This window comes from Sphingomonas sp. DC4900, from assembly GCF_049896485.1.
Classification (GTDB): Bacteria; Pseudomonadota; Alphaproteobacteria; order Sphingomonadales; family Sphingomonadaceae; genus Sphingomonas; species Sphingomonas aquatilis.
In genome coordinates this window covers 314,958-331,381 of record NZ_JAFCUK010000002.1, presented here as the reverse complement: position 1 = coordinate 331,381, position 16,424 = coordinate 314,958, and the positions used below count along the sequence as shown (strand labels likewise).

16 protein-coding genes are annotated in these 16,424 nt (G+C 68.8%); 11 read left to right on the top strand and 5 right to left on the bottom strand.

Annotated features, from left to right (window positions below; all coding sequences use genetic code 11):
- Positions 1 to 52: 52 nt before the first annotated feature.
- Positions 53 to 1,285, bottom strand: coding sequence for a polyhydroxyalkanoate depolymerase (locus ACP690_RS04070; RefSeq protein WP_426260233.1), 1,233 nt, complete (start codon positions 1,283 to 1,285; stop codon positions 53 to 55).
- A 150-nt stretch (positions 1,286 to 1,435) separates the two neighbouring features.
- Between ACP690_RS04070 and ACP690_RS04065 the strand changes: the two genes are divergently transcribed.
- The 5 genes from ACP690_RS04065 (at position 1,436) to ACP690_RS04045 (ending at position 8,247) form a co-directional block, all read left to right on the top strand.
- On the top strand, positions 1,436 to 3,220 hold the full coding sequence (locus ACP690_RS04065) for an ABC transporter transmembrane domain-containing protein (RefSeq protein ID WP_426260232.1): 1,785 nt from the start codon (positions 1,436 to 1,438) through the stop codon (positions 3,218 to 3,220).
- Positions 3,221 to 3,484: 264 nt separating this feature from the next.
- Positions 3,485 to 4,633 carry a saccharopine dehydrogenase family protein gene (locus ACP690_RS04060; protein WP_426260231.1) on the top strand — a complete coding sequence of 383 codons (1,149 nt, stop codon included), beginning with the start codon at positions 3,485 to 3,487 and terminating at the stop codon, positions 4,631 to 4,633.
- 48 nt (positions 4,634 to 4,681) lie between these two features.
- A complete protein-coding gene (locus tag ACP690_RS04055; protein WP_426260230.1) occupies positions 4,682 to 5,917 on the top strand; it encodes a TIGR04063 family PEP-CTERM/XrtA system glycosyltransferase in 1,236 nt (411 codons plus the stop codon).
- Complete coding sequence (locus tag ACP690_RS04050; RefSeq protein ID WP_426260229.1) at positions 5,890 to 6,573, top strand: hypothetical protein; 684 nt, start codon at positions 5,890 to 5,892, stop codon at positions 6,571 to 6,573. The genes ACP690_RS04055 and ACP690_RS04050 overlap by 28 nt, the downstream gene beginning before the upstream one ends.
- A gap of 102 nt (positions 6,574 to 6,675) precedes the next feature.
- The gene (locus ACP690_RS04045; RefSeq protein ID WP_294211593.1) at positions 6,676 to 8,247 is read left to right on the top strand and encodes a spinster family MFS transporter; all 1,572 of its coding nucleotides are present in this window, start codon (positions 6,676 to 6,678) and stop codon (positions 8,245 to 8,247) included.
- 4 nt (positions 8,248 to 8,251) lie between these two features.
- On the opposite strand, the gene bla is transcribed toward ACP690_RS04045, so the two are convergent.
- The gene (bla, locus tag ACP690_RS04040; protein WP_426260228.1) at positions 8,252 to 9,103 is read right to left on the bottom strand and encodes a subclass B3 metallo-beta-lactamase; all 852 of its coding nucleotides are present in this window, start codon (positions 9,101 to 9,103) and stop codon (positions 8,252 to 8,254) included.
- 99 nt (positions 9,104 to 9,202) lie between these two features.
- On the opposite strand from bla, the gene ACP690_RS04035 reads away from it, so the two are divergent.
- Complete coding sequence (locus ACP690_RS04035; protein ID WP_426260304.1) at positions 9,203 to 10,096, top strand: LysR family transcriptional regulator; 894 nt, start codon at positions 9,203 to 9,205, stop codon at positions 10,094 to 10,096.
- Here the strand turns inward: ACP690_RS04035 and ACP690_RS04030 are convergent.
- Genes ACP690_RS04030 through ACP690_RS04020 form a run of 3 tightly spaced genes read right to left on the bottom strand, consistent with a single transcriptional unit; the run spans position 10,057 to position 11,548 of the window.
- Positions 10,057 to 10,287: a helix-turn-helix domain-containing protein gene (locus ACP690_RS04030; RefSeq protein WP_017977498.1), complete on the bottom strand. Its 231-nt coding sequence runs from the start codon at positions 10,285 to 10,287 to the stop codon at positions 10,057 to 10,059. The genes ACP690_RS04035 and ACP690_RS04030 overlap by 40 nt on opposite strands.
- Complete coding sequence (locus ACP690_RS04025; RefSeq protein ID WP_426260227.1) at positions 10,287 to 10,919, bottom strand: hypothetical protein; 633 nt, start codon at positions 10,917 to 10,919, stop codon at positions 10,287 to 10,289. The genes ACP690_RS04030 and ACP690_RS04025 overlap by 1 nt, the downstream gene beginning before the upstream one ends.
- On the bottom strand, positions 10,919 to 11,548 hold the full coding sequence (locus ACP690_RS04020) for a hypothetical protein (RefSeq protein WP_426260226.1): 630 nt from the start codon (positions 11,546 to 11,548) through the stop codon (positions 10,919 to 10,921). Before ACP690_RS04020 ends, ACP690_RS04025 begins: the two co-directional genes overlap by 1 nt.
- Before the next feature lie 83 nt (positions 11,549 to 11,631).
- Between ACP690_RS04020 and ACP690_RS04015 the strand changes: the two genes are divergently transcribed.
- The 5 genes from ACP690_RS04015 (at position 11,632) to ACP690_RS03995 (ending at position 16,424) form a co-directional block, all read left to right on the top strand.
- Positions 11,632 to 12,291 carry an acyloxyacyl hydrolase gene (locus ACP690_RS04015; RefSeq protein WP_426260225.1) on the top strand — a complete coding sequence of 220 codons (660 nt, stop codon included), beginning with the start codon at positions 11,632 to 11,634 and terminating at the stop codon, positions 12,289 to 12,291.
- A 100-nt stretch (positions 12,292 to 12,391) separates the two neighbouring features.
- A complete protein-coding gene (locus ACP690_RS04010) occupies positions 12,392 to 12,592 on the top strand; it encodes a hypothetical protein (RefSeq protein WP_426260224.1) in 201 nt (66 codons plus the stop codon).
- Positions 12,593 to 12,971: 379 nt separating this feature from the next.
- Entirely contained in the window at positions 12,972 to 14,138 is a 1,167-nt protein-coding gene (gene crtY, locus ACP690_RS04005) for a lycopene beta-cyclase CrtY (protein ID WP_426260223.1), read from the top strand.
- A gap of 16 nt (positions 14,139 to 14,154) precedes the next feature.
- Positions 14,155 to 15,630: a phytoene desaturase gene (locus ACP690_RS04000; protein WP_294316770.1), complete on the top strand. Its 1,476-nt coding sequence runs from the start codon at positions 14,155 to 14,157 to the stop codon at positions 15,628 to 15,630.
- A gap of 257 nt (positions 15,631 to 15,887) precedes the next feature.
- A complete protein-coding gene (locus tag ACP690_RS03995) occupies positions 15,888 to 16,424 on the top strand; it encodes a septal ring lytic transglycosylase RlpA family protein (RefSeq protein ID WP_426260222.1) in 537 nt (178 codons plus the stop codon).

Genomic DNA, 16,424 nt, shown 5'->3' with positions numbered 1-16,424 from the left:
ACGACGGGAGGGGCGGTTCCGACCGGAGCCGCCCCTTCGCATATCAGGCGTGTCAGGCGTGCGCCGCCATCCATTCCTCGACGATCGGCGCGACCTTGTTGCGCCAGCGCGAGCCGTTGAAGATGCCGTAATGGCCCGCACCCTCGGCCATGTAATAGCGCTTCTGATCGGCCGGCAGGTTGGTGGCGAGCGTCAGCGCCGCCTTGGTCTGTCCGAGCCCAGAAATGTCGTCGCGCTCACCCTCGATCGCCAGCACCGCGACATCGGTGATCGCGCCCGGATCGACGCGGCGCCCGCGATGCAGCATCTCGCCACGCGGCAGGGCATGCGTCTGGAAGACGAGATCGACCGTCTGCAAATAGAATTCCGCCGTCATGTCGCACACCGCGCGATATTCCTCATAGAAGTTCTTGGTCGCCTGCGCGCTTTCGCCGTCGCCTTGGACCAGATGTTTGAACATCTCCCAATGGCTCATCATGTGGTTGCCGAGGTTCATCGACATGAAGCCGGCGAGCTGCAGGAAGCCGGGATACACCTTCCGCCCCGCGCCCGGATACATCATCGGCACGGTCACGACGACATTCTGTTCGAACCAGGCGTGCGGGCGTTCGGTCGCCAGCGTGTTGACCGCGGTCGGCGCCTCGCGCGTGTCGATCGGCCCGCCCATCATCGTCAGCGTCTTCGGCCGGCAGGGGTGCTTGTCCGCGCTCATCAGCGCGACCGCGGCATAGCAGGGCACCGACGGCTGGCAGACCGCCAGCATATGCGTGCCGCCCTGGCCCTCGTTCGGCCCGATCGCTTCGAGGAAGGCGATCAGATAGTCGATATAATCGTCGAGGTCGAAATGGCCGTCCTTCAGCGGCACCAGCTTCGCATCGCGCCAGTCGGTGATGTAGACGTCCGCGCTCGGTAGCACCCGCTCAACCGTGCCGCGCAACAGCGTGGCGTAATGGCCCGACATCGGTGCCACGATCAACAGCTTCGGCCCGCCTTCCACGCCATCGCGGCGGAATCGCTTGAGCTGCCCGAACGGCTTTTGCAGCACGATTTCCTCATGCACCGCCACCTCCTGACCATCGATGACGGTGTGGTCGAGGCCGAAGGCCGGCTTGCCGCGCGTCGCGGAGGCATGGGCGAACACCTCCAGCGCGGAACTGACCAGCTGACCGCCGCCGACATAGGACCAGGGGTTGGCCGGATTGCGCATCCAGTCCGCGCCGAAGGTCGCCATAGCGCTGGCCCCGGCCAGCATCGAGCGCTGCATTTCATAGGCGTCGTAGAGCATGATCGTGTCGTAGCCTGTGTTGGTTGCCGTATACGTAACGGCATTCGCGCTTGCCGCAATCGTCTGAACGCCCGAGACGCGCGATAAGCGCCAGACCGAGTACGCGCCGCCGACGTTGAGCCGTGTCCCCCCGGCTGCTAGGCGCGAGCGATGGCGCGTTCCCCCGTTTCCCCCACTCCCGCCGCCGGCAAGGGCCGGCTCGGCGACCTTCGCCTCGTGTGGGAGATCGCGCTGCGCTATCCCCGCCACATCGCCATCGCGCTGGCCGCGCTCGCCACCACCTCGGCGGCGACGATCGGCATTCCCTATGGCTTCAAGCGGGTGATCGACCGCGGCTTCGTCGCGGGCGGGCAGGGGACGGTGGATGCCTCCTTCCACTATCTGCTGATGATCGTCGTGGTACTCGCGGTGGCGACGGCGATCCGCTTCTATCACGTGTCGTGGCTGGGCGAGCGCGTCGTCGCCGACCTGCGGCTGAAGGTGCAAGCGCACCTGCTGGCGCTGACGCCGCGCTTCTTCGAGGAAAACCGCCCGTCGGAGATCGCCTCGCGCCTGACGTCCGACACGACGCTGATCGAGACGGTCGTCGGCACCACCGTGTCGATCGCGCTGCGCAACACCGCCACCGGCATCGGCGGCATGGTCTATCTGTTCGTGCTGTCGCCCAAGCTCGCCGGCATGCTGCTGCTCGGCATTCCGCTCGTCGTGCTGCCCGTCACCATCTTCGGTCGCCGCATTCGCGCGCATTCGCGCACCTCGCAGGACCGGATCGCCGATGTCGGCGCGTTGGTGACCGAGACGCTGGGCGCGATGAAGATCGTGCAGGCATTCGGTCAGGAATCGCGTGAGGCGGCGCGCTTCGGCGCGGCGGTCGACGCGACCTTCGCCGCCGCGAAACGCCGCATCGCGCTGCGCGCCGTGATGACCGCGATCATGATCGGCCTCGTCTTCGGGTCGATCGTGCTGGTCGTGTGGGAAGGCGTTGCCGACGTCACCGCCGGGCGCCTGTCGGGCGGCGGCATGTTCGCCTTTGTGGTGACGGGCGGCATCGTCGCGGGCGCGTTCGGCGCGCTGACCGAGGTGTACGGCGACCTGCTGCGCGGCGCGGGTGCGGCAAGCCGCATCGCCGAGCTGCTGCGCGAAACACCCGAGATCGCCCGACCCGCCGCGCCGATCCCCTTGCCCGTGCCGGTCGCGGGCGCACTCGCGTTCGAAGGCGTGCGCTTCCATTATCCGACACGTCCCGATGCGGCGGCGATCGACGACCTGACGCTCAGCATCCGCCCCGGCGAAACGGTCGCGGTGGTCGGCCCCTCGGGTGCGGGGAAGTCGACGCTGTTCCAGCTCGCCGAACGCTTCTACGATCCCGCCGCGGGTCGCGTGCTGCTCGACGGCGTCGATTTGCGCGAAGCCGATCCCGCCGCAGTGCGTGCGCAGATGGCGATGGTGCCGCAGGATGCGGTGATCTTCGGCGCCAGCGCGCGCGACAATCTACGCTACGGCCGGTGGGAGGCGAGCGACGACGAATTGTGGGCGGCGGCGGAGGCGGCCAACGCCGCCGAGTTCCTGCGCGCGCTGCCGCAGGGCCTCGACACGCATCTGGGCGAGGGCGGCGCGCGCCTGTCGGGTGGCCAGCGCCAGCGTGTGACGATCGCCCGTGCCCTGCTGCGCGATGCGCCCATCCTGCTGCTCGACGAGGCGACCAGCGCGCTGGACGCCGCCAGCGAACGGCTGGTGCAGCAGGCGCTCGAACGGCTGATGCAGAACCGCACGACGCTGGTCATCGCCCACCGGCTGGCGACGGTCCGCGCCGCGCAGCGCATCGTGGTGATGGACCAGGGTCGGATCGTCGAGGACGGCACACACGCCAGCCTGATCGAACGCGGCGGCCTGTACGCGCGACTCGCCCGGCTGCAGTTTAACGAAGCGGCGTAAGGGACACCCGTTACCCCATCCCCACGCCGTCATTCCCGCCTCCGCGGGAATGACGGCGTGGGATGAAGCGGAACACCACCCCTTCGTCATCCCGGCGAACGCCGGGATCCATGGACGCGCGACGCCAGCGATGGTGCGTACGCCATCAGCCATACCGAAACCATGGATCCCGGCGTGCGCCGGGATGACGTGGGGGGCGGTGAGGCCTTGCCCCCACCGCCCCCAAAGCGCATGACGTTCGCGTAAAGCAAACGGGAGAGGGCAATGCGCGACTTCGACATCATCGTCTACGGCGCCACCGGCTTCACCGGGCGTCTCGTCGCCGATTATCTCAGCCAGCAGGGCGTCACTCGCTGGGCCATGGCGGGCCGCAGCCGCACCAAGCTGGAGGAGGTGCGCGACCTGATCGGTGCGCCGGCCGATACGCCGCTGGTCGTCGCCGATGCCGACGATCCCGCCTCGCTGAAGGCGATGGCCGAATCGACGCAGGTCGTGCTGACCACCGTCGGCCCGTACCAGCTCTACGGCGCACCGCTGATCGCCGCCTGCGTCGCCGCGGGCACCGCCTATGTCGACCTGTGCGGTGAGCCGGCGTGGATGCGCCACATGATCGACGCGCATCATGCCGAGGCGCAGCGCACCGGCGCGCGCATCGTCTTTTCCTGCGGCTTCGATTCGATCCCCTTCGACCTCGGCGTGCTGACATTGCAGGAATGCGCACGCGCCAAATACGGCATGCCCGCGCCGCGGGTGAAGGGTCGGGTGCGTGCGATGAAGGGCGGCTTTTCGGGTGGCACCGCCGCCAGCCTGAAGGCGACGCTCGCCGCCGCGGCCCGCGATCCCTCGATCGTCGGGCTTCTCGCTAGCCCGTTCGCGCTGACCCCCGGCTTCAACGGCCCGCATCAGCCGACCGGCATGCTCCCCGAATTCGACGCGACGCTCAACACCTGGGTCGCGCCGTTCATCATGGCGGCGATCAACACCAAGAACGTCCACCGCACCAACTATCTGCTCGGCCACCGCTACGGCACCGACTTCGTGTACGACGAGATGATGGTCGCAGGGCTCGGCGACATGGGCAAGGCTGCCGCCGAAGCGATCGCCAAGCTCAATCCGCTGGCCGGTGACAAGGGCCCCAAGCCCGGCGAAGGGCCCAGCAAGGAGGAGCGCGACAGCGGCCATTACGACCTGCTGTTCGTCGGCCTGATGCCAGACGGCGCGCGCTTCGATGCGGTGGTGACCGGCGACCGCGACCCCGGTTACGGCTCGACCAGCAAGATGATCGCTGAAACCGCGCGCTGCCTGATCGAGACGGAGGGGGCGGGCGGCATCTGGACGCCGGGCGCGCTGCTCGGCACGGGATTGCGCGATCGCTTGCAGGACAAGGCGGGGCTGACCTTTACCGCGGGCTAGGCTGCGGTTGACGCGGCATTAAGTACTGCGGGTGCAAGGGCTTGGGTCATGCGGATTCTCCACGTCCTCGACCACGGACTGCCCTTGCAGAGCGGCTACACCTTCCGCACCCGCGCGATCCTGAAGGCGCAGGAGGCGCGCGGTTGGCAGGTCGCCGCCGTCACCGGCCCGCGCCACGGCGTTGCGCCGGACGCAGTCGAATCGGTCGATGGCCTGACCTTTTATCGCACCCAGGCGACGCGAAAGGGCGGCGTGCTGGGGGAGGTCGGCGGCCTCGCCGCCTTCGCCCGGCGGATCGACGCGGCCGTCGACGCCTTTCGCCCCGACATCCTCCACGCCCATTCGCCCGTGCTCGATGCGATCGCCGCGCTGCGTGTCGCGCGCGCACGGCGCCTGCCGCTGGTCTATGAAATCCGCGCCTTTTGGGAGGATGCGGCGGTTGGCAACGGGACGGGCACCGAAGGGTCGGCCAAATATCGCGTCACCCGCGCGATGGAGAGCTGGGCGGTGCAGCGCGCCGATGCGGTGGCGGTGATCTGTGAGGGCCTGCGCGGTGACCTGATCGCGCGCGGCGTTGCGGCGGACAAGATCGTCGTGTCGCCCAACGGCGTCGACCTGACGCTGTTCGGCGAACCGGTCGCGCACGATCCCGCGCTCGCCGCATCATTGGGGCTGGAGGATGCCGAGACGATCGGCTTCATCGGTAGCTTTTACGATTACGAGGGGCTGGACGATCTGATCGCCGCCATGCCCGCGCTGGTCACGGCCCGGCCCAAGGCGCGGCTGTTACTGGTCGGCGGTGGTCCGATGGAGGCGGCGTTGCGCGCGCAGGCGGCGGCATCCCCGGCGGCGGACGCGATCCGCTTCGTCGGCCGCGTGCCGCATACCGAGGTGGAGCGCTATTACGCGCTCGTCGACGTGCTCGCCTATCCGCGCAAGCGCATGCGCCTCACCGACCTCGTCACGCCGCTCAAACCCCTGGAGGCGATGGCGCAGGGCAAATTGGTCGCCGCGTCCGACGTCGGCGGCCATCGCGAACTGATCCGTGACGGCGACACAGGCACGCTCTTCGCCCCCGACGATCCCGCCGCCATCGCGATGGCGCTCGCCGGCCTGCTCGCCGACCACAGCGGCTGGGACGCGCGACGCGCCCGTGGGCGCGCGTTCGTCGAGGCGGAGCGTAACTGGTCGTCAAACATTCGTCGTTACGATCCCGTTTACCAGCGGCTCACGTCGGCCGCGCTGATGGACACAGCATGCCAGCATTCCCCGGCCAGCCTATGACCCAGACCATGCCGTCGCGCGCCGCGATGATGCGCTGGATCGCCCCGGTGGGTGGCGCGGTGGCGGCGCTGGCCATCGCCGCGCTGTTCGTTGCCTTGCCCGCCACCGTGCTGGAGGATTGGGTATGGCGCAGCGGCCTGCCGTCGCTGATCGGCGCGGCGGAACCGCCCTTGGGCACGACCGCGCGCGCCGTGCTGGCGCTGGCCGGTGGCGCGCTGGCCGGTGCGGTCACCTGGTCGGCGTTGTTCCTGCTGTTTGGCCCGGGGGGGCTGCTCGCCCCGCGCGCCGCCTCCAGCGATGGCGTCCCTGTCCTGCGCCGCGCCGACGCGCACCCTGACGCGCCCGCGCGCCGTCCGCTGTCGGCTGCGGATCTGGAGGATGACGACGACATGGTGTTTGCGCGCCCCGTCACCGGCGCGTCACCCCCACCGCCGCCGGTCGAACAGCCCATTCCGGTGGACCTCGACCTGCCGCTCGCCGCCTTCCACCCCGGTGCGCTGCCCCCCGTGCCGTTGACGCCGGTGCGCCCGGTGCCGCCGCTGCGCGTGCCCACCAAGCCGGCCGCCGAAGAGCCTGCCGCCCCCGCCGCCCCGCCGACGATCGAATCGCTGATCGATCGGCTGGAGCGTGTCACGCGTCGTCGTCCGAAGCGGTGAAGCGTACGCCGCCAGACGCACTTTAGAATATCGGGTATCGCTTTTGGGGTTATCGGGCCCCGGAACCTCTGTTAGCCTTCGAAAAAATCGAAGGAGAGGTCGATGGCTGGTCCCACCGCGTCCGGGGACGTGGCGGCGCAGGCGCCCGCGCCGCGCTATGCCTGGTATGTGCTGGGCATCCTGTTCGTCGTCTACGTCCTCAACTTCGTCGACCGGCAGGTGATCTCGATCCTGGCCGAAGACATCAAGCGCGACTTGAACCTGAAGGACGAGGACCTCGGCTTCCTCTACGGCACCGCCTTCGGTGTGTTCTACGCGCTGTTCGGCATCCCTCTCGGCCGCCTCGCGGACAGCTGGCATCGCGTGCGGCTGATGACCGTCGGCCTCGCGCTCTGGTCGACGATGACCGCATTGTCCGGTTTTTCGCGCACCGGCGGCCAGCTCGCCGCGGCGCGCATCGGCGTCGGCATCGGCGAGGCGACCGCGAGTCCCGCCGCCTATTCGCTGATCTCGGACTATTTCCCCAAGCGGCTGCGCGCGACGGCCTTGTCGATCTATTCGGCGGGCCTGTACGTCGGCGGCGGCGTGTCGCTGTTCATCGGCGGGTTGATCGTCCAGGGCTGGAACCGCGCCTATCCTGACGGCGGGCCCTTCGGTCTCGTCGGGTGGCAGGCGGCGTTCCTCGCGGTCGGCATCCCTGGCCTCATCGTTGCGCTATGGGTCGCGACGATCCGCGAACCGATCCGCGGGCTGGTCGAGGGGCTGCCCGAACCGGACAAGCATCCCGCGCCCTTCCGCGCCTTCTTCCAGGAACTGCTCACGATCATCCCGCCGCTCACGCTGATCGGCGCGGCGCGCGGCGGCACGCGGGCATTGCTCATCAACCTCACCGGCCTTGCCGCGGTGGTGGCGGTCGTCGCCTTCCTGATCGGCATCGGCGAACCCAAGCCGCAATGGTTGGCGATCGGCATCGGCGTCTATGCGGTCTTCTCCTGGGCCTGCGCGCTCAAGCGCCGCGATCCTGCGACATTCGCGCTGATTGTCGGCACGCCGGCCTTCCTCTGCACCGTCGTCGCCTATGGCCTGAACTCGTTCCTCAGCTACGCCGCCAGCTTCTGGGCCGCGCCCTACGTGTTGCGCACATTGGGCGAGACACCGGCGCGCGCCGGCCTGTTGCTCGGCAGCAGCGGCGCGCTCGCCGGGTTCCTGGGGCTGACCATCGGCGGCATCGTCGCCGACCGTCTGCGCCGCACCGATCCCGCCGGACGGCTGATCGTCGTGATCTTCGGCGCGACGGTGCCGATCCCGTTCCTGATCGGCGCCTTCACGGCCTCCAGCGTCTGGGTCTTCTACCCCTGCCTGTTCCTGTCGGGCCTCACCGCCAGCGGCGCGCTGGGGTCGGCGGCGGCGACGACGCAGGATCTGGTGTTGCCCCGCATGCGTGGCACCGCGACCGCGACCTTCTTTATCGGCACGACGCTGATGGGCCTCGCGATGGGGCCGTATCTGGCGGGCCGCATCTCGACGCTGTCGGGCAGCCTGTCGGTCGGCATGCTGTCGCTGCTCGCGATCATGCCGGTGACGCTGACCTGCGCGATCGCCGCCTATCGCCTCGTCCCCGCCGCCGAAGCATCACGCGAAGCGCGCGCGCGGGCGGCGGGGGAGCCGATCTGATCGCCTAGCGCGACCGCTCCTCGCGCAACCGCGTCGCGACCTTGACCGCCGACGCGCGCGCATAGGCACGGCAGGCGCCGGGCGCGGTGCGGAAGCGATCGGTCGCGTCGTCCTGATCGGCATGCGCAGTGATCAGCAGGTTGCACGGTAGCGCCGCCATCGCCGCCTGACCCCGGCGAAAGGCAGCGAGCACCGGCCGCGCGGCGGGCGCGCTGAACCGATAGCCGGGCGCGGACACGGGGTTGAGACTGCTCGCGAACACGATCGCCTTGCACGTCCGCCCCTCGCAGGCGCGCCAGCTCCAGCTCATGCTGCCCATCGTATGCCCCGGGGTCGCCCGCGCGGTGACGACCGTATCGCCCAGCCGCAGCGTCTCGCCATCGCGAATCGTGCGCACCGCCGGCACCGCGGGAAAGCGACTGTCATAGCCGCGCTGGGGATCGTCGGCGGCCAGCCGCCCCGAGCGCAGCCCCTCCGCCCCGCGCACGCTGGCGACCACCGTCGCGCCGGTATCGCGCGCCAGTGCGGCGAGGCCGCCGGCATGGTCGAAATGCGGTTCGGTGCTGAGGATGTAGCGGATGCGCCGCGGGTCGAACCCCAGTTTGCGAATATTGGCGAGGATCGCCGGCTCGGCCTGCGGCAATGCCCCGTCGATCAGGATCAGGCCGTCGCCGGTGTCGATCAGCGCGACGCTGAGCCCGCCGAAGCCCACAAGATAGGTCTTGCCGAACACCCGCACCGGCGGGGCGGGGCGCAGCCAGTCCTTCGCCTGTTCGACCGCGATCGGACGGGTTAGCGGATCGTCCGCGGTCGGGGAAACGGCGGCAAGCATGGCTGCAGACAGGGTAACGAGCATCGACGGGTCTCCTTCGCCACGCAGAATGCCTCGGTGCAGACACTGCCGACAAAGCATCTTCTCTCGACACAGGCATGAACTCCCCTCATGCCTAGGCGCATGGATCGCGCCCAATTGCCCCTCAATGCGCTGCGTGCCTTCGAAGCGGCGGCGCGGCATCTGAACTTCACCCGAGCGGGACTCGAATTGTGCGTCAGTCAGGGCGCGGTCAGCCATCAGGTCGCGCAGCTCGAACGCCGGCTGGGCACGCGGCTGTTCCACCGGCTGCCGCGCGGGCTCGCGCTGACCGACGACGGCCATGCCTTGGTGCCTGTACTCGCCGAAACGTTCGATCGGATCGGCGCGACGCTGGACGGCTATGCCGACGGGCGCTTTCGCCATCCGCTGCACGTCGGCGTCGTCGGCACCTTCGCGACAGGCTGGCTGATCGAGCGGATCGACGATTTCGACGCGACGCATCCGCACATCGACCTGCGCCTCGCGATCAACAACAACCGCGTCGATCTGGCGGGTGAGGGCCTGGATTATGCGATCCGCTTCGGCGACGGCGCGTGGCATGGCACGGTAGCGGAAGCCGTGCTCGACGCGCCGCTGACCCCGCTGTGCGCGCCCGCCGTCGCGGCGCGACTGACCGCCCCGGCCGATCTGGCGCGCGAACGGTTGCTGCGCTCTTACCGCCCCAGCGAATGGAGCCTGTGGTTCGCCGCCGCCGGGGCTGACGCGCCACCCTTGCGTGGGCCGATGTTCGACAGTTCGGCGCTGATGGCGGGCGCAGCGGCGGCGGGCCAGGGCGTCGCGCTCGCCCCGCGCGCGATGTGTCTGCGCGATCTCGCCAGTGAACGCCTCGTCCAGCCCTTCGCTATCGAGGTCGACGCCGGCCGCTACTGGCTGACCCGCCTGCTGTCGCGCAAGGAAAGCCCGGCGATGCAGGCGTTCCGCCGCTGGCTGCTCGATCAGTCCGCCGCCTTCAGGTCGTCGTCCGACGGTTCGTAGCCCAGGATGTCGCCCGGCTCGCACTCCAGATAGCGGCAGATCGCGGCGAGCGTGCCGAAGCGCACGCCCTTCACCCGGCCTGATTTCAGCAGCGACAGGTTCGATTCGGTGATGCCGATCGCCTCGGCAAGCTCCTTCGACCGCACCTTGCGGCGCGCGAGCATGACGTCGAGGTTGACGATGACCGGCATCAGACGAAATCGTCCAGATCGCGCTGCGCCTGCAACCCCGATTCGAGCGCCCAGACCGCGGCATAGGCGGCAAGGCTGAGCAGCAGTGGCATCGCCATCGCGTTGAAATCGAGGGCGATCAGCCAATGCGGTCCCCAGGAGGTGCCGCGATAGAGCAGCATCTGGCGCAGGCTGTCCGACAGTGGCTGCGCGATCGCCCAGAGGATCGCGGCGATCGTCGCGCGCCGCAGCCACGGCAGCGCCTGCGCGAAGGCATCGCGGGGCGGCCCTCCCAGTCGGCGCAGCGCGATTCCGACTGCGACGAGCAGGACGACCAGCGGCCCGACGTCGATCGCTTCGATCCCGGCAAGGCCGAGGCGGACCAGCGGCCGCTGCACATAGACCTTGAGGCGCTGGATATCGGCGGGCGCGGCGCGCAGCTTTTCGGCATCCTGTTCGTCGAACAGCGTGACGGGGTCGGAGGACCAGGTGCAGCCCTGGTCGCCGCAATGCGATCGGGGCGCTGGCCAAAGGCCGGCGAGCGGAATCGTCGCCGCGACGAGCGCCGCGATCAGCAGGAACAGCAGGCCGGCGATACGGCAGCGGCGCGCTTTGCGGGCGATTCGGGTACGGGGGGCGAGCGGCGGGCGCATCAGACGAAATCGTCCAGATCGCGTTGTGCGCGCAACCCCGCTTCGATCGCCCAGATCGCGCAATAGGCGGCGATGGCGAGCAGCAGGCCGGTCGCGATGTCGGCGAGGTAAATGTTCGTGTACAGGGTCGGTCCGGCCGGCGTGCCCGGCGACAGCCACGATTCGAGCGCGGTCTGATACACCGCATGGGCGAGCGTCCAGACGATGGCGGCGATTGAGGCGCGGCGCAGCCACGGCAATGCCCGCTGCAACGGATCGGCACCGCGTCCACCGAGGCGGCGGAGGGCCACGCCGACGCTGAACAGCAACGCGGCAAAGGGCAAAGCGTTGATCGCCTCGATCCCCGCAAGGCCCAAGCGCACCCGGCTCTGCGCGGCAAAGGCGTTCAACGCCTTCAGCGCGGCGGGCGACGCCTCCACGCGCATTCGCTCGTCGCTGTCGATCAGCGTGACCGGCCGCGCCTCCCACACGCAGCCGTAGCCGCCGCCGCATCCCGGCGACGCGCCCGGGGTTAGCCCGGCAAAGACGATCACCGGCAGCATCACTGCGGCGCCGATCAGAAACACCAGCCCCGCAAGCCGACACAGCCACGCCTTGCGCGGCGGCAGCCAATATCCGTCCTTCATCATATTCTTTCTGTTTGACAGAAATTTCTTGGCTTAATACACGAATGAGGCCGGCTGGTCGACAGCCGTGGAAGGGGATACACGTCATGAAGACCGGGTTGATGCGCCTGTTGGGCGCCACGATGCTGCTTGGCCCGACGCCGGCCATGGCGCAGGATTTGGTGACGCATGCGCCCGAAGTGGCGGTGGGCGTGCTGCGGCACGGCGCGAACTTCCATCCGTTGGGCAGCCAGCTGACCTTCCCGACACTGCCGCCGGGGCAGGTATATGAGGGCATGGAAGAAAACGGCACCACCGACGTCCAGCTCGTTTATCGTACCAAGATGCTGCCGATCCGCTGGGCATTAAAACCGCGGCTGACCGCGAAGGTGCAGGTCAGCACCGCGGGCAAGACGAGCTTCGCGAGCCTCGGCGCAGAATGGCGGCAGCATGCCTTCAAGGGCCGCGTCTATGCGCAGGTCGGCATCGGCGTGACGATCCACGACGGCTATCGCTATTTGCCGAACCCCTTCCTGCCCGGCCTGGACAGTGCCGAGGCCTGGCGCCGCTACGAAATCTACCAGACCCGCACCGGCTTCGGATCGCGCGTGCTGTTCAACCCCAATGCCGCGATTGGCGTGCGGATCGACCGGCGCTGGGCGGTCGAGGCGACCTGGGAGCATTTCAGCCACCGCCAGCTGTTCTCGGACGTCAATCCGGGCATCGACAATGTCGGGATCCGGCTGGTCCGGGCGCTGGCCCGGTGATCGTCGTGGCGCTGCTGCTGGCGGTGCAGGCGGTGACGCCCGTCGCGGAGCCGTCGGCAGAGGATATCGTCGTCATGGCGCGGCGAGACAGCTGCGGATCGTGACCAAGACCGACCGCCGCACTGGCGACATACGCTGCGTCTTCAAACGGCGCAGCGGCGATGCCGCACGGGATGCGGGGATGTGCGCAGGCCTGCTCGCCTGCGCGCCGATGTCGCGGACGAGCGCCGAGGTGACGGCGTGCATGACGCCGGTATGGAAGCGGCTGATTGTGGGCGGGGCGGCGCCGTCCCAGATGTAGCGCCATCCGGTTGATCCGCCCTCCCCGTCACCCCGGACTTGGTCCGGGGTCTACCGGGCCACGGGGGGACGGCAAGAGCCTCTCACCATCCCCCTCGCCGCAGAGTGGACCCCGGACCAAGTCCGGGGTGACGGCGTGGGTGAGGCCATGGTCGCCTTCCGCCCCCACCGTCATTCCCGCGGAGGCGGGAATCCAGACGCGCTACCCTCACGCCTCCGGCCGGAACGTCAGAGGGTATGGATTCCCGCCTTCTCGGGCATGACGAACCGGAGGGTGGCAAGACTCCCCGCGCGCGGTCCGATCGCGCGCCTCAACGAACCGACGGTTACGCCTCGAACCCGGGTTCTCTCCCCCCCGTCTTTCGGCTACGCGCCCCTCCATGGGCACGACGATCCGTTGCGACCTGGCGATCGTCGGGGGTGGGCTGGCCGGTGGCCTGATCGCGCTGGCGGTCAAGGCGCGCGCGCCCTCTTGCGACGTGCGCATTGTCGAGAGCGGCACGACGCTGGGCGGCGAGCACGTCTGGTCGTTCTTCGGCAGCGATGTCGCCCAGGCCCATCGCGGGCTGGTGCAGGACATGTTGGTGCATGGCTGGCGCGGCTATGACGTCGTCTTCCCCAACCTGACGCGCGATGTCGACGCGACCTATTATTCGATCACCAGCGAACGGTTCGACGCCGTGCTCCGCGCCAAGCTGCCGCCCGAGGCGATCATGACCGGCCGGCGCGTGCTGGCGCTGTCGGCGACCGCGGTGGTGCTGGGCGACGGCGACCGGATCGAGGCGGGCGGCGTCATCGACTGTCGCGGCCCCGGCGACCTCGATACGCTGGAGCTTGGTTGGCAGAAGTTCGTCGGCCACGAACTGGCGTTGCCGACGCCGCACGGCATCGAGCGGCCGCGGGTGATGGACGCGACCGTCGACCAGATCGACGGCTATCGCTTCGTTTATTGCCTGCCCTTCGCGCCCGACCGGATGTTCGTCGAGGACACCTATTACAGCGACACGCCCGGCCTCGACGTGCCGGCGATCCGCGCGCGCATCGCTGATTATGCGCAGGCGCGGGGCTGGGCGGGCGCACAGGTCGTGCGGCGCGAGGCGGGGTCGCTGCCGATCACCTTGGGTGGCGATTTCGACGCCTATTGGCGCTCGACCGGCAAGGGCATCGCTAAGGCCGGCATGCGCGCAGGCCTGTTCCAGCCGGCGACCGGCTATTCGCTGCCCGACGCGGTGCGCTTCGCCATCGCGCTGGCGGACAGCGGCGACTGGTCCGGCGCAAGCCTCGCCACCTTCGCCTATGATCACGCGCGCGAGCACTGGCGACGCGGCGCATTCTACCGCATGCTCAACACGATGATGTTCCGCGCGGGCGATCCGGCGGAACGCTGGCGCATCATCGAACGCTTCTACCGTCTGGACCCGGCGCTCATCACCCGTTTCTATGCGGGGCGGTCGAGCATCGGGGACAAGGCTCGCATCGTAACAGGGAAACCGCCGGTGCCGGTCGGTCGCGCGCTGCATGCGCTGCGGACGACGGCATGGCGGTAGGACAGGGATAGAAGACATGAAGTCGGCGATCGTCATCGGATCGGGATTCGGCGGGCTGGCGCTGGCGATCCGGCTGCAATCGGCGGGCGTCGCGACGACGATCGTCGAAGCGCGCGACCGGCCGGGCGGCCGGGCCTATTATTGGGAAAAGGACGGCTTCACCTTCGACGCCGGGCCGACCGTCATTACCGATCCGGCGTGCCTGCAGGAATTGTGGGCACTGACGGGGGCCGACATGGCGCGCGACGTCACGCTGGAGCCGGTGACGCCCTTCTACCGCCTCAACTGGCCCGACGGCACGAACTTCGATTACACCAACGACGAAGCGGCGTTACAGCGCGAGATCGGCAAGCTCGATCCCGCCGATATCGCCGGCTACCACCGCTTCCTCGAATATGCCGAGGGCGTGTACCGCGAGGGCTATGAAAAGCTCGGCCATGTCGCCTTCCTCGACTTCGCGTCGATGGTGAAGGCGGCGCCGGCGCTGGCGAAATACCAGGCATGGCGCTCGGTCTATTCGATCGTGTCGAAGTTCGTGAAGAACGAGAAACTGCGCGAGGCGCTGTCTTTCCACACCCTGCTGGTCGGCGGCAATCCGATGACGACCAGCGCCATCTACGCGCTGATCCACAAGCTGGAGCGCGACGGCGGCGTCTGGTTCGCGCGCGGCGGCACCAACCGTCTCGTCGCCGGCATGGTCGCGCATTTCGAACGGATCGGCGGCACGCTGCGCCTCGGCGATCCCGTCACCGCGATCGAGACGTTGGGCGACCGGGTGACCGGCGTCACCACGCAAAGCGGCTGGACGATGCAGGCCGATGCCGTCGCCGCCAACAGCGACATCATGCACACCTATCGCGACCTGCTGAAGACCTCGCGCAGCGGCCAGCGCACCAAGGCGAGCCTCGAAAAGAAGCGCTATTCGCCGTCGCTCTTCGTCGTCCATTTCGGCATCAAGGGCGCATGGCCCGGCATCCCGCACCACATGATCCTGTTCGGCCCGCGCTATAAGGGGCTGCTCGAGGACATTTACGACCACGGCGTGCTCGCCCAGGACTTCTCGCTCTACCTTCACCACCCGACCGTCACGGACCCGAGCCTCGCGCCGGAGGGTCACTCGACCTTCTACGCGCTCGCTCCCGTGCCCCACATGGGCAAATTTCCGGTGGACTGGAACGAGATCGGCCCGATCCTCGAAAAGCGCATCCTCGACGAGGTCGGCCGCCGCCTGATCCCCGATATCCACGATCGGATCGTGACCAAGTTCAGCTACGCGCCGAGCGACTTCGCCGCTGATCTCAACGCGCATCTGGGCAGCGCCTTCAGCCTCGAACCGATCCTGACGCAAAGCGCCTATTTCCGCGTCCACAACCGCGACGACCATATCCCGAACCTCTATTTCGTCGGCGCCGGCACGCACCCGGGCGCGGGCATCCCCGGCGTCGTCGGAAGTGCCAAGGCCACCGCGGCGCTGATGCTGTCGGGGCGGTGAGCCTTCCTTCGTCATCCCGGCGCACGCCGGGATCCATGGATAGGGGCGACAAGCGGATTCGCGCGATACGCCTTTCGCCGGGCCCATGGATCCCGGCGTGCGCCGGGATGACGAAAGGAGACACGAGAGGGCCTCTGCCCCAATTCGTCCGTCATCGTCATTCCCGCGGAGGCGGGAATCCAGACGCGCGACGGGTAGCGATTGCGCCGAAGCGGCAGCGGTTCTGGATTCCCGCCTGCGCGGGAATGACGAAATGGATGGGGTGGACGTCCACACTGCTCCTCGCCCTTTCCCTTGCCGCGTGCGGTGGCCGGGCGGTCACCGACGTGCCGGTCAAGATCGGCCGCCCCTACACCGTACGCGGCGTTACCTATGTCCCCGTGCCCGCGCCCGGCTATGACGCGCTCGGTTACGCCGGCTGGTACGGCGGCGAATCGGGCAACGTCACCGCGCGCGGCGAGCGGTTCCGCGCGAAGGCGATCAGCGGCGCACACACCACCCTTCCGCTCCCGAGCTATGTCGAGGTGACCGCGCTCGACACCGGCCGCACCATCCTGTTGCGCGTCAACGATCGCGGCCCCTTCGTGCGCGGGCGGATCATCGACCTGTCGCGCGGCGCGGCCGATCTGCTCGGCATCCGGGCGAACGGTACCGCGGCGGTGCGCGTCCGGCTGGTCGACCCGCCCGAACGCGACCGCGCCCGGCTGCGCGCGGGCAAGCCCGCCAGCCCGCGCCCCGATGCGTCGCCGGATACGCTCGCCGCGCTCCGCCAACGGTGGATGGAGGCGCGCTGA

What these genes read in the sequence shown, in the direction of transcription:
- ACP690_RS04070 (WP_426260233.1), bottom strand. Translation starts at nt 1,285, where the DNA reads ATGCTCTACGACGCCTATGAAATGCAGCGCTCGATGCTGGCCGGGGCC.
- ACP690_RS04065 (WP_426260232.1), top strand. Translation starts at nt 1,436, where the DNA reads ATGGCGCGTTCCCCCGTTTCCCCCACTCCCGCCGCCGGCAAGGGCCGG.
- ACP690_RS04060 (WP_426260231.1), top strand. Translation starts at nt 3,485, where the DNA reads ATGCGCGACTTCGACATCATCGTCTACGGCGCCACCGGCTTCACCGGG.
- ACP690_RS04055 (WP_426260230.1), top strand. Translation starts at nt 4,682, where the DNA reads ATGCGGATTCTCCACGTCCTCGACCACGGACTGCCCTTGCAGAGCGGC.
- ACP690_RS04050 (WP_426260229.1), top strand. Translation starts at nt 5,890, where the DNA reads ATGCCAGCATTCCCCGGCCAGCCTATGACCCAGACCATGCCGTCGCGC.
- ACP690_RS04045 (WP_294211593.1), top strand. Translation starts at nt 6,676, where the DNA reads ATGGCTGGTCCCACCGCGTCCGGGGACGTGGCGGCGCAGGCGCCCGCG.
- bla (WP_426260228.1), bottom strand. Translation starts at nt 9,103, where the DNA reads ATGCTCGTTACCCTGTCTGCAGCCATGCTTGCCGCCGTTTCCCCGACC.
- ACP690_RS04035 (WP_426260304.1), top strand. Translation starts at nt 9,203, where the DNA reads ATGGATCGCGCCCAATTGCCCCTCAATGCGCTGCGTGCCTTCGAAGCG.
- ACP690_RS04030 (WP_017977498.1), bottom strand. Translation starts at nt 10,287, where the DNA reads ATGCCGGTCATCGTCAACCTCGACGTCATGCTCGCGCGCCGCAAGGTG.
- ACP690_RS04025 (WP_426260227.1), bottom strand. Translation starts at nt 10,919, where the DNA reads ATGCGCCCGCCGCTCGCCCCCCGTACCCGAATCGCCCGCAAAGCGCGC.
- ACP690_RS04020 (WP_426260226.1), bottom strand. Translation starts at nt 11,548, where the DNA reads ATGATGAAGGACGGATATTGGCTGCCGCCGCGCAAGGCGTGGCTGTGT.
- ACP690_RS04015 (WP_426260225.1), top strand. Translation starts at nt 11,632, where the DNA reads ATGAAGACCGGGTTGATGCGCCTGTTGGGCGCCACGATGCTGCTTGGC.
- crtY (WP_426260223.1), top strand. Translation starts at nt 12,972, where the DNA reads ATGGGCACGACGATCCGTTGCGACCTGGCGATCGTCGGGGGTGGGCTG.
- ACP690_RS04000 (WP_294316770.1), top strand. Translation starts at nt 14,155, where the DNA reads ATGAAGTCGGCGATCGTCATCGGATCGGGATTCGGCGGGCTGGCGCTG.
- ACP690_RS03995 (WP_426260222.1), top strand. Translation starts at nt 15,888, where the DNA reads ATGGGGTGGACGTCCACACTGCTCCTCGCCCTTTCCCTTGCCGCGTGC.